The organism is Alteromonas gracilis (assembly GCF_043642145.1).
Classification (GTDB): domain Bacteria; phylum Pseudomonadota; class Gammaproteobacteria; order Enterobacterales; family Alteromonadaceae; genus Alteromonas; species Alteromonas gracilis_B.
The window spans coordinates 35,262-46,273 of sequence record NZ_JBHZRZ010000014.1 but is presented as its reverse complement, the minus strand read 5'-3'; the positions used below and the strand labels follow the sequence as shown (position 1 = coordinate 46,273).

At 45.2% G+C, this 11,012-nt stretch carries 10 protein-coding genes, 1 tRNA gene and 1 pseudogene; 8 read left to right on the top strand and 4 right to left on the bottom strand.

The genetic code is table 11. The features are described from left to right. Positions 1-127: 127 nt before the first annotated feature. A complete protein-coding gene (glpG, locus tag ACHUFN_RS18620; RefSeq protein ID WP_394224229.1) occupies positions 128-994 on the top strand; it encodes a rhomboid family intramembrane serine protease GlpG in 867 nt (288 codons plus the stop codon). A 188-nt stretch (positions 995-1,182) separates the two neighbouring features. Here the strand turns inward: glpG and ACHUFN_RS18615 are convergent, their stop codons facing one another. After that, positions 1,183-1,596 carry a flagellar basal body-associated protein FliL gene (locus ACHUFN_RS18615; protein WP_394224227.1) on the bottom strand — a complete coding sequence of 138 codons (414 nt, stop codon included), beginning with the start codon at positions 1,594-1,596 and terminating at the stop codon, positions 1,183-1,185. Between the two features lie 148 nt (positions 1,597-1,744). Between ACHUFN_RS18615 and ACHUFN_RS18610 the strand changes: the two genes are divergently transcribed. After that, the gene (locus ACHUFN_RS18610) at positions 1,745-2,314 is read left to right on the top strand and encodes a chorismate--pyruvate lyase family protein (RefSeq protein WP_394224226.1); all 570 of its coding nucleotides are present in this window, start codon (positions 1,745-1,747) and stop codon (positions 2,312-2,314) included. Further along, positions 2,311-3,168: a 4-hydroxybenzoate octaprenyltransferase gene (gene ubiA / locus ACHUFN_RS18605; protein ID WP_394224224.1), complete on the top strand. Its 858-nt coding sequence runs from the start codon at positions 2,311-2,313 to the stop codon at positions 3,166-3,168. The genes ACHUFN_RS18610 and ubiA overlap by 4 nt, the downstream gene beginning before the upstream one ends. 175 nt (positions 3,169-3,343) lie before the next feature. Here ubiA and ubiK read toward each other — a convergent pair whose 3' ends face one another. After that, positions 3,344-3,595, bottom strand: a complete 252-nt coding sequence (gene ubiK / locus ACHUFN_RS18600) for a ubiquinone biosynthesis accessory factor UbiK (RefSeq protein ID WP_394224223.1) — start codon at positions 3,593-3,595, stop codon at positions 3,344-3,346. A gap of 111 nt (positions 3,596-3,706) precedes the next feature. On the opposite strand from ubiK, the gene rep reads away from it, so the two are divergent. Continuing rightward, positions 3,707-5,722, top strand: coding sequence for a DNA helicase Rep (gene rep, locus ACHUFN_RS18595; RefSeq protein ID WP_394224221.1), 2,016 nt, complete (start codon positions 3,707-3,709; stop codon positions 5,720-5,722). 40 nt (positions 5,723-5,762) lie between these two features. On the opposite strand, the gene ACHUFN_RS18590 is transcribed toward rep, so the two are convergent. Both ACHUFN_RS18590 and ACHUFN_RS18585 read right to left on the bottom strand, forming a co-directional pair. Next, positions 5,763-8,363 carry an EAL domain-containing protein gene (locus ACHUFN_RS18590; RefSeq protein WP_394224219.1) on the bottom strand — a complete coding sequence of 867 codons (2,601 nt, stop codon included), beginning with the start codon at positions 8,361-8,363 and terminating at the stop codon, positions 5,763-5,765. A 103-nt stretch (positions 8,364-8,466) separates the two neighbouring features. Further along, positions 8,467-8,874 carry a c-type cytochrome gene (locus ACHUFN_RS18585; RefSeq protein WP_394224218.1) on the bottom strand — a complete coding sequence of 136 codons (408 nt, stop codon included), beginning with the start codon at positions 8,872-8,874 and terminating at the stop codon, positions 8,467-8,469. A gap of 266 nt (positions 8,875-9,140) precedes the next feature. Here ACHUFN_RS18585 and ACHUFN_RS18580 point away from each other — a divergent pair. The 4 genes and pseudogenes from ACHUFN_RS18580 (at position 9,141) to ACHUFN_RS18565 (ending at position 10,958) form a co-directional block, all read left to right on the top strand. After that, positions 9,141-9,217, top strand: a tRNA-Arg gene (locus ACHUFN_RS18580). 108 nt (positions 9,218-9,325) lie between these two features. Further along, positions 9,326-9,481 (top strand): annotated as a pseudogene (locus tag ACHUFN_RS18575) (Na+/H+ antiporter NhaC); the annotation flags it as partial. Further along, complete coding sequence (locus ACHUFN_RS18570; RefSeq protein WP_394224216.1) at positions 9,478-10,158, top strand: hypothetical protein; 681 nt, start codon at positions 9,478-9,480, stop codon at positions 10,156-10,158. The pseudogene ACHUFN_RS18575 and the gene ACHUFN_RS18570, both read left to right, overlap by 4 nt. A gap of 170 nt (positions 10,159-10,328) precedes the next feature. Next, entirely contained in the window at positions 10,329-10,958 is a 630-nt protein-coding gene (locus ACHUFN_RS18565; protein ID WP_394224214.1) for a hypothetical protein, read from the top strand. The last annotated feature ends 54 nt before the right edge of the window (positions 10,959-11,012 follow it).

Sequence of the window (11,012 nt, the reverse complement as noted above, 5' to 3'; positions counted from 1 at the left end):
GTGCACCTTTATTTTATGCTTTGCGCAGGCCTTCTAATTTCAGTATAAAGGGGTTGTATATCACGTCAGCGCCTTCGGTTTTCATAGCATCGAGTCAATCTTTTTCCATTGGGGTAACAACAAGTTTATGGGTCATCCTTTAATTGCATTTAATCAGCAAAGTCCTGCGCACCTTCTCGCGAACTATTTAACCAGTCAGAACATAACGGCAAACGTTGTGAAAAATGAAGAAGGGTTCGTGGTTGTGTTAGATGATCATGAGTCAACTGACCGAGCTAAAATGATAGCCGAAGATTTTTTGGCAAATCCCTCTCACCCTAAGTATCAGCAAGCAGCTTGGAAAAATGGTAAAAACGTACGCTTAGCGCCCTCGGGTAATGGTTTCTCGATGAGCAACATGATTTCGGATGCGGTTAAAGCGCCTTTTACGTCGATTGTATTTGTGCTGTGTGTTGCGGTGTATCTCCTATCGCTTTTTGGGCTATTTTCACCTATTGCGCAGCATTTGCTCATGCAGCCGCTTTCTCTTTTGTCTGAAAATAACGAATGGTGGCGTTTATTGGGCCCTGCTTTCATCCACTTTTCGGCGCTTCACATTATATTCAACCTGTTATGGTGGGGAATGCTGGGGGCCAAAATTGAGCGCACTTTTGGCGTAAGTATGCTGCTTATCGTGTTCTTGGTGTCGGCTACTATTTCAAATGCAGCGCAAGCGTTCTTCAGCGAACCAATACAAGGCAGTTTTTACTTATTTGGCGGTTTGTCGGGCGTTGTGTACGCTGTCTTGGGCTTTGTTTGGTGGTTAGGCTGGTTGCGACCAAGCTGGGGATTATCACTACCAAAGTCCATCGTTGGGTTTATGCTGGTATGGTTGGTACTGGGTTACGCCGACGTACTTTGGGTTAACATGGCGAACGCGGCGCACACGGCAGGACTTATTTCAGGCTGCTTACTTGCCGCCGCTTTAAGCCTTGGCTCAGGCAGACGTGAATAATCGAAATAGCCTTTATTCAAGCGAACCTAATGTTTGTTAATTGTACGTGGTTAACGGGCATGACTATCCATAAAAAAGCGAGCACATTTTTAAACAGTGCTCGCTTTTTTTTATGTTCTTACACGTGGTTTGATACTAACGTCTTTACACCGGCTTTAAGAGGACAAGCCTACAAATAAAATGTTGAATTAGCCGCCTTGGTACAGGTACTTTGTGAAAATAACGTTTTTAATAACTTCACCGCCTGTTTCTTGTTTCATATGATCTTGAAGCGCTTTTAGAATAGCGCGTCGAATGTCTTCACGGCCTGTTAGCGATTTTACTTTTTCTTCAGGTTGCTGCCCGAAAATTTCTATGGCGGTAGAACGCAATAACGGCATGTGATGCTCGGCAATTTCAAGCTGATTCACGTCGTTTATCATTAGCTCAACCTGCACGCGAACATACCCCAATTTCTTGGCACTATCACTAATATAGTTGGTGACAATTTCAGGCTCTAAGCCTAAATAAGCATAATTGGCTTTTTCTTGAGCCATTGCCGAGTTACCACTTAATACTAAACAACCAACCGCTAATACACGTAAAACTAAAGACTTAAGCATTGTGAAGTCCGAAACACCAAAGTAATGAATTCACCCGCTAGTGTAGCAAAACTCTGATTAAACACACTACTGCAAAAGTTTAACCTAGTGAAAATAATTGGACATGACGTGGTATCATGTCATCAGATTCATTATTCGGGTTTTTTGTGTGAGTTTTAATGCCACTTTTCCAGTGGGTTTGGCGGTTGACTGGCAAGCACCTTCCGGCGTCTCCATTCCTAATGCGCAGCTAAAAAACTGGTTGCTAGACACCGGGTCGTTAACAGAGCGAGTTCAGTCTTTATGCAAGCACTTTTCTCTTGAGCTAATTGGCCAGCAAGGCCAAATACCTCACGACAACGAACTGTCGCTATTACATGCTAATGGTGACACCCATTATCAAGCCCGAGAAATTTTGCTTTGTGGCGATCATCAGCCCTGGGTTTTCGCGCGCTCTATCATTCCTCAGGCGTTTGTCGACAGCGAGCTTTCCGACCTTGGCAAAGAGCCGTTAGGTAAGCGTCTTTTCAATGATGCCCGTTTTACGCGTTCAGCGTTTCAGCTGTGTACGGTTTCGGCTTCGCAATTTGGTATTCACAACACTCAACGCTTGTGGGGAAGACGTTCGTTGTTTACGTTAGACAACTACAGCATGATAGTGGCAGAGGTCTTTCTTCCCGCATCACCCGCTTATAACAACTGCACCAGCATTGAAAAGGAAAGCGAAAAACAGTTATGAAGCACAATTGGAATGCATACGCGCGACTTATGCGTTTAGATAAACCCGTGGGTATTTACCTGCTATTGTGGCCAACATTGTGGGCGCTGCTCATGGCGGGCCAAGGGCAACCCGCTTTACATATAACGCTAATTTTTATTGCTGGTGTAGTAGTAATGCGTTCAGCGGGCTGTGTGATTAACGACTATGCAGACAGAAAAGTAGACGGCAGCGTAAAGCGCACAGCTCAGCGCCCGCTGGCAACGGGCGAAGTGTCACCTAAACAAGCGCTTCAGTTATTTTATACGCTCATTGCCATAGCCTTTGTACTAGTGCTATTTCTTAACTGGCAAACTATAGCGCTTTCGGTTGTAGCCTTGCTTCTTGCGGCTAGCTACCCCTTTATGAAACGCTATACTCACTTGCCGCAGGTGGTGTTGGGAGCCGCATTCGGCTGGGCCATTCCTATGGCTTTCATGGCCGTGCTGGAAACGGTTCCAACGTACGCGTGGTGGTTATTTGTAGGCAACCTACTATGGACGGTGGCGTACGACACCATGTACGCCATGGTCGACCGCGACGACGATTTACAAATTGGCGTAAAGTCTACGGCTATATTGTTCGGTAAAAACGACGTGCAAATTGTGATGATGCTGCAAGGTGCTGCACTCACCATACTGTGGTGTATCGGGAGTGCGATTGATGCAACGTGGCCTTATTACATTGCAGTGCTGTTTTCAGCGTTACTCTGCGTGCGCCAATATCAGCTTATTAAGCGTCGGCAACGTGAAGGCTGCTTCACCGCATTTCTTGAAAACCACTACATTGGGTTAGCCATCACAATTGGCACGGCACTGCATTTTTATTTGGTTTAGTTAGTTGCAGCTTACCAATAGCAAAGTTGGTAGCTATCTGGCGCTGGTATTATCTTACGGAATTGAAGCGCTGCTAGGATGTCTTTGTTGAAGGGCAAACTAAATTATCTATTTTGTTGAGCTCAACAAAAAAGCGCCATTAAGGCGCTTTTGGGTTTCTTTACGTCATTAAGTACTACTTTTCCGCTAGCTTCGCTTCAAGTTCGGCAATGCGGCTTTCCATAACATCCAGCTTTTCTCGCGTGCGAATAAGCACTTGGCTTTGAATGTCGAACTCCTCGCGTGTGACTAAATCAAGCTTAGACAGCTGCGACTGCAATACCGCCTTTACTCGACCTTCGGCTTCCTCAGCCATGTTTTTAACGCCAGGTGGAACGGCATCAGCAATTTGTTTCGCTAAATCTTCGAGTTTCTTCGGATCCAACATGGAATTCCCTTATAATGCGCAGCTCAAAATATGAAGCTATTCTATCGGTATCGACACGACATGCAATGAAAACTGTGTTGTGCCCAAAATGTATGTTGTTTTAGGAATTAAATGAAACTAAATGAAGCTCAAGAATCTGCTGTAACCTTTGTGTCTGGCCCATGTTTGGTGCTGGCGGGTGCGGGTAGTGGTAAAACGCGTGTAATTACCAATAAGATTGCTCATTTAGTGAGAAACTGCGATATGCCAGCGCGTTATATTGCAGCGGTTACCTTTACCAACAAAGCAGCTCGCGAAATGAAAGAGCGTGTTGCGCAAACCTTGGGTAAACCCGAAGCTCGCGGGCTAAAAGTGTCAACCTTTCACACTATGGGTTTAACCATTATTAAAGCCCACGTTAAAGACTTAGGCCTTAAGCCCGGCTTTTCGTTGTTTGACGACAAAGACTCGTTAGCGCTATTAACAGACTTAACCGCCGACACGATAGATGGCGATAAAGAGCAGCTTCAGTTACTACAAAGCTGTATATCGAACTGGAAAAACGACCTTATATTGCCCGACGCCTTGTTGAAGTCGGCAACAAGCACTGGCGAGCGAGAATTTGCTGAGGCCTACAAGCGCTACCAAGACAACTTAAAAGCGTATAACGCGCTCGATTTTGACGACCTAATTCTGCTGCCCACGCTACTGTTAAAAAGCAGCGAAGCAATTAGGGCAAAATGGCAAAGTAAAATTCGCTACCTGCTGGTGGATGAATACCAAGATACCAACACCAGTCAGTACGAGTTGGTAAAGCTATTAGTAGGCGAGCGCGCACGTTTTACTGTGGTTGGCGACGACGACCAGTCTATCTACTCGTGGCGTGGTGCTAAGCCCCAAAACCTGCATCTTTTACAGCAAGACTTTCCGCGCTTAAACGTAATTAAGCTGCAGCAAAACTACCGCTCATCGGGGCGCATTCTACATTGCGCGAATATTCTTATTCAGAATAACCCGCACCTGTTTGATAAAACCCTGTTTTCAGAGCTGCAATACGGCGAGCCGCTTAAAGTCATAGAGGCGAAAAACGAAGAGCACGAAGGCGAGCGTGTGGTGGCAGAATTGCTGGCGCACAAATTTATGAACCGCACGCAGTTTAAAGACTACGCCATTTTGTATCGCGGAAACCACCAAAGCCGTATATTTGAAAAACTGCTAATGAGTAACCGCATTCCTTATAAAATAAGTGGCGGTATTTCGTTCTTTGGTCGCGCCGAAGTGAAAGACATCATGGCCTATTTAAGGCTGCTGGTGAATCAAGATGATGACAATGCTTTGCTTCGCATTATAAACACGCCAGGGCGTGGTATAGGTCGCGCAACGCTTGAAAAGTTGGGGAACTTCGCCAACAGCCTTGGTGTGTCGATGTTTGAAGCGGCAACCCACCCAAATATAAACAGTGTATTGCCTGAAAAAGCCTTTCATTCGGTGTCTACCTTTGCCCGCTGGGTAATAGAGCTGTCGGACAACGCTGAACGCGGCAACACTGCCGACGCCGTGCGTACCATGATCCGCACCATGGGTTATGAAGAATGGCTGTACGAAACCAGTGCTAGCCCCAAAGCCGCTGAAATGGCCATGGCCAACGTAAGTACGCTATTTGGTTGGGTGAACGACATGCTTGAAGGCAACGATTTAGATCAGCCTATGACGTTAACCGAAGTGGTAAACCGCCTAATTCTGCGCGACATGATGGAGCGTGGCGAAGACGATGGGGAAGGGGACCAAGTGCAGCTAATGACCCTTCACGCTTCGAAAGGCCTGGAATTCCCGATTGTTTTCCTAGTAGGAATGGAAGAAGGGTTGTTGCCGCACCAAAGCAGCATTGACGAAGACAATGTTGAAGAGGAACGCAGGCTTGCTTATGTGGGCATTACCCGTGCGCAGCGCGAGCTTATTTTTAGCCTTGCCAAAGAGCGTCGTCAGTTTGGTGAAGTGATAAACCCAGAGCCAAGCCGTTTCTTATTCGAACTGCCTGCAGATGACGTGCAATGGGAAAATCAAAAGCCGAAAGCCACCAAAGAAGAACGCCAGCAAAAAGCGCAAGTCGGCATTGCAAACCTTCGCGATATTCTAGGTAAGAAATAAACAGAAACGTTAATTAATTGTGGTTTGTAAGTACTAACTTCTAGCTGGCAATCAGCGCCATATCGAGCACTTTGGCTTGCTTTAATACTTTACCCTGTGCGTATGAACATTCAATTTCGCTAAGAGCATCAAGCTGAGCTTCTGAGTCAACGCCCTCAGCGATGACTTGGAATCTTAAGTGCTCTGAGATAAGCATAACCGACTGGATCAGTTTTAAATTGCGCTGAGAGCGAGGAAGGGATTTTACGAAGCGATGATCAATTTTGATAAAGTCGAACGGGTAGGCGAATAAATAACTCAGTGACGCTAAGCCACTTCCAAAGTTATCCAATACCAAGGTTACGCCAGCGCGTTTCAACTTTTTAATAGCAGGTAGAATAAACTGAGAGCGGCGATTTAAGTCGTTTTCGTCAAATTCGAACACCAACTGGCTAGGCGTAATCCCCGAGGTTTCAATTACATTAATCATTTGATTAACCATTGAAGCCTGAAGCAGGTGATTAATCGAGACATTAACCGCTATTTTATTAACGGGCTCATCAGAGTCTTTATAATAGTTAAGTAGCTCGCAGGCTTTGGTTAACTGGAATAAATCTAGATCAAGAGTAAGCCCACTGTGTTCCGCCACCTGTCTAAACTGCTCCCTAGCAATCTTGCCGTAGGCGGGGTGCGACCAGCGAATATACATTTCTTTGTACAGCGTGCTGTTGTCATTAAGCTTAATAACAGGCTGTAAGAAATAGTCGAACTCTTCTTCGCGCAATGCGCGCCTAAATTCGTTCTCAAGCTCAAGTTCTTCAATAAGCCTATCGCGCATGCTCTTATCAAACATAACAAAGCGGCCACGACCAAGTGTTTTCGCTTGATACATTGCGGCATCGGCATCGCGCAGCACTTCATCTGCGCTGCGATAATAAGACTCTAAGTGCGCAATACCTACACTGGCGCCAGAATACATTTCGCGGCCATCAAGTAAAAACGGCTCGGAAATAGATGAAATGATGCGGTTAGCAACTTCTTCAACGTCAGACTCATCTTCAAAGTTATCAAGTAGCACAACAAATTCGTCGCCACCTAGGCGTGCTAATAAGTCGTGACCACGTATGCAAAGTGCAATACGTTTCGCCACTTCAACTAAGAACTCGTCACCAGCGTGGTGACCTAGCGTATCGTTGATAACTTTAAAACGGTCTAAGTCGATAAACAGCACTGCAAACATGTTTTCGCAGTAACGCTGTTTACTCGCAATTGCCAGTTCTAAGCGGCTAGTAAACATTGAGCGATTAGGCAAATCGGTTAGCGAGTCGTGATGGGCATCGTGAATCAGCTTAAGCTCAATTTCTTTACGCTCTTCAATTTGCTGCTTTAAGAATTTATTCGCGCGGTTAAGCTCTGCAGTGCGCTCTTTAACGCGCTCTTCCAGCTCTACGTTGTAGCGCTGCATCGATTCTGTGTTGCGCTTACGCTCAATGGCTACGGCAATATGATGCGATACAAAGCGTAAAAGCTCTTGGTCGCGAGAGTTGTACTTTGCGTGTTTACCGTAGGTTTGCACGGCAATAACGCCAGCAATCTCGCCATCGACAATAAGCGGAGAGCCTAGCCATGAATTTGCACTGTTTAGCATGGTTTGCGCAACAGACACATCAAGCTCGCCCGACTCTGCTAACTCTAGCACTCTAGGCGGGTTTACAAGCTCTGCTTGCCCTGTTCGCAATACGAACTCGGTTAAGCCTAAACCAAGAGGCCGCGTGCTGACTTCTTTTTCGATAGAGTCACTGAAATACGGGAACTTCAGTAAATCGTTTTCTTTATCTAAAATGGCAATATAACAGTTTGGCGCGCTGATTAGCCTGGCTAAAATTTCATGAAGACTGGAATAAAACGCATTCATGTCACCTTCAAGATTAGCCGCTAGCTCAGAGATCTCGAACAGCGCTTGCTGCAAAGACTCTACTTTTTGGCGCTCTAAAATTTCTTCTTGAAGGTCGTCGTTTATTTTACGTAACTGACGGGTGCGCTCGCGAATGGTGCGTTCGGTAAGCTCTCGGTTCTTTACCCTATCAACGGTCGTCACGATATGCTGAGAAACGAAAAGGAGTACTTCTAAATCTTCCTGCCGGTAGTTCACACCCTCGTCGTAGGTTTGCACTACCATAGCGCCAATTACTTGGCTGCCGCGCTTTAGCGGTACGCCCAGCAGTTCAAAAGGCTGCGAGCCAACCAGCTTAATATCGTGTTCAGAGGCAAAGGTTTCTTCGTCGTCACGCTTGTAAAACAGGTGGTCGCCCGTTTTCAATATGTAACCTGTCATCCCGTCCATTAACGATTCTGCGGGAAGTTGATGAACCGCTTGTTCGTCGAATTCGTCTATGAAGTAGGCAAAGTCGACAACGTGACTATCGGGTTCGTAGAAGGCGACAAAGAAATTGTCGGCGTTCATAAAATCGGCAATGATTTCATGAATAGCAGAATACAGGCGGTTAAGGTGGCTAACAGAACTGGCAAGCTCAGAAATGTCAAAAAGCGCCTTCTGAACACGTTCAGCGCGCTTATATTTATCTGTGAGTTGTTGAAGCTGCGGTATAAGTTCGCGCAGTTCTTCTTCAGTTAACTCATGTTGCGTCGAATCTTTTGACATTCCGCTCGCCAGTAAAAAAGTAACGTTTCTCCAAGGAGTTAAATTACCCGATTAGAGGATAAAACGCTACTTTTTCCATCAAGTTGTTGCGATTTTGAGGGTATTAGATACCTTCAATCATATACTCGATAGCAGCTTTAATTTCTTCATCAGAACAGTTGCCACAGGTACCACGAGGAGGCATTGCGTTAATACCGTTTAGTGCATTTTGCCATACGCCATCAAGGCCACGGTCGTCTAAACGAGGTTGCCAATCGGCTGCAACTTGAAGTTTTGGTGCGCCCAATACGCCTGAAGCGTGACACGCTACACAAGCTGAGTTGTAAACTTCTTCACCTGACTTTGCGCCGCCTGCTGCACCAGCATTACCTGCCGCCGCTGCGCCCGCTACGTGAACCTGACCTAACGGCTTAATACGCTCGGCAATTTCATCGTTACTCATTTCTTGTGCTTGTGCTGCAAAAACGGTTAGCGCAGTAGCAGCAACAGTTAACCAAGTCTTTAATTTCACATCTGTCTCCAGGCAATGATGAATTTGTTTAAAATATAACTGGCCAGATTATAACGGTTAATTGGGGCTGAACAACTATTTGAGGCCAATTACCCATAAAAAGTAAGGATTTTTAACACTTGTGCCAAGTCATCTAAATAGATTTTAATAAATGAGTTGAAGCTAGCTTACGGGCTAAGTATTATTACGCCCCGTTTGCAGCATACGTTTATTCGCGTATTTTCATCTTTGTAAACGCAGTGTGCTTACTACCTATGTAACACAATCCGCCCTTAGCTCAGCTGGATAGAGCGCGGCCCTCCGGAGGCCGAGGCCAGAGGTTCGAATCCTCTAGGGCGGGCCATTTTCCTCAAACCATGATCTTCGCTTTTCTTTGTCACAAGTCACTCCTAAGTCGTTATACTGATTTTCTCTACTTCATTTTCGAGCTTTGCCAACTTGTCTTTAACTATGGACAACTGCTGGCGCTTTTTACTCTGCAACGCTTGGTGTAGAGGTGCTCGATTACGCGCCTTATGCGTTTTTCAATTATCTAAATGGCATTGTTGCGGTAAATATGGCCGCCATGGGCGTGGGTTTATTAATAGAAAAGGGGGCAAAACGATGAATAGGTTTTTGTCACTGAAATGGGCTTCACTTTTAGCCCTTTTAATCGGCGGTATCAGCGTATTTATTCTGAATAAAAAAGCTAGCTTACAGAATGATGTGCAAAGCGCGGAAGTGAATAAGCAACAAGCATTGTTAATTTCACAAGTAGTATGTGATTTTCTGAGTAAAAAAGACGAAAGGCGCTCAATTACTTCGTTGGCAAATGGGTTGAGCAATACTTTGTCTAATGAACTAACGGGATCAGGTAGTAAACATGAAGTCAGTTCCTGTGAACACCCCATTAACGAGCACGAAACCGCACTGCTCAGCACACTGTTTGCAGTGCTACCTTTAGGTAGCGAGCATGCGACTTTATTTAATGCCTTTCACATTCGGGAAAACTCAGTATCGGAGCTGGTTAAAACGATTAACGCTAGCCTTATGGGTAAGTTCGAAGTCTATTACTTCGATGAACAAAAACAGCTTCTTGGCTTTTCGGTGACAGAGGACAATTTGCGTATTTATGCTGCGGTTAATTTTTCTTACGACATGCATGAAATGCCCCTTCCGTTAGGGTTTATGGCTTCAACCAAAGTGAAGCTTTGGAAAAGTGATTCGGGGGAGATAAATGAATTTGTTACTCAGGGTTCACTAAGTATTAGTGCATTTTCAACAGCAGTCATAATTCTAGATTAGGCTGAAGGCGGCCCACATTTAAGTCTTTCGCTTGTAACCGATATTGGATAAAGAAAAACGCTGCAAAAGGGCAGCGCTTTTGTTTTAAGAAGCACAATTAACGTTTACTCAATACTGCTGTGTTACCATTATTGGTGTTCATAGCTTTTAAGTTTCAACCTAGCGCCAGTATGTCAGTAAAGAATTATCAAAAGTTCTACTCCACACTAAGTGCGGTACATTCGGCAGACTTTCACCGCTGTATTTACTGCGGCTGCGAAGCAGCACGGCAAGACTTTATCCCGCCTATAAAATTCATTCACGACTGGCAAAATGGCAACCTACAGGCCGATTTTATTTCTGTACCTTCATGCAATGAGTGCTTCGACCTATTAAAAAATGAAAACAACGCCACGCTAGAACCCAGAACAAGCGTGTTAAAAAAGCTATTGGCAGCGAAGTACAAAAAAGCCATTAGGGTGTTTAACCATTGGAGCGAAGATGAAATTGAAGAAATGGACGCCGCATTTCAAATAAGCCTAAAAGGGGGAATGCGACTTGGCAAAGAAGCCCTTTCACGCATTCGTTTTGCAGGGTTCGATTACGAGATAAATGGCAGTAAAACACGTGTAGGAAAACCCCAGAACGAAGTGTTTACGGTATTCGACCAAGAGTTTGAGAGCTTTAGAGAAGCGCTAGCCTTTGCCAGCGCTACCTACCAAATAAAGAAAAGCCGCCTAAGCCAGCTTTATTTTGAAAATGACGAAAGCTTTGATAGGGCGATTGAGGCTTTTCATGGGTTGGTTGAGGGTAACCCATAAAAATTTGATTGATGTTTTTGCGCTCCGGAGTCAGAGGTTCGAACCCTGTCGGGC

Excerpts from the sequence above, each read along its gene's own strand:
- ACHUFN_RS18615 (WP_394224227.1), bottom strand. The coding sequence starts at position 1,596 with ATGCTTAAGTCTTTAGTTTTACGTGTATTAGCGGTTGGTTGTTTAGTA.
- ubiK (WP_394224223.1), bottom strand. The coding sequence starts at position 3,595 with ATGTTGGATCCGAAGAAACTCGAAGATTTAGCGAAACAAATTGCTGAT.
- ACHUFN_RS18565 (WP_394224214.1), top strand. The coding sequence starts at position 10,329 with ATGTCAGTAAAGAATTATCAAAAGTTCTACTCCACACTAAGTGCGGTA.
- glpG (WP_394224229.1), top strand. The coding sequence starts at position 128 with ATGGGTCATCCTTTAATTGCATTTAATCAGCAAAGTCCTGCGCACCTT.
- ACHUFN_RS18590 (WP_394224219.1), bottom strand. The coding sequence starts at position 8,363 with ATGTCAAAAGATTCGACGCAACATGAGTTAACTGAAGAAGAACTGCGC.
- ubiA (WP_394224224.1), top strand. The coding sequence starts at position 2,311 with ATGAAGCACAATTGGAATGCATACGCGCGACTTATGCGTTTAGATAAA.
- ACHUFN_RS18570 (WP_394224216.1), top strand. The coding sequence starts at position 9,478 with ATGAATAGGTTTTTGTCACTGAAATGGGCTTCACTTTTAGCCCTTTTA.
- rep (WP_394224221.1), top strand. The coding sequence starts at position 3,707 with ATGAAACTAAATGAAGCTCAAGAATCTGCTGTAACCTTTGTGTCTGGC.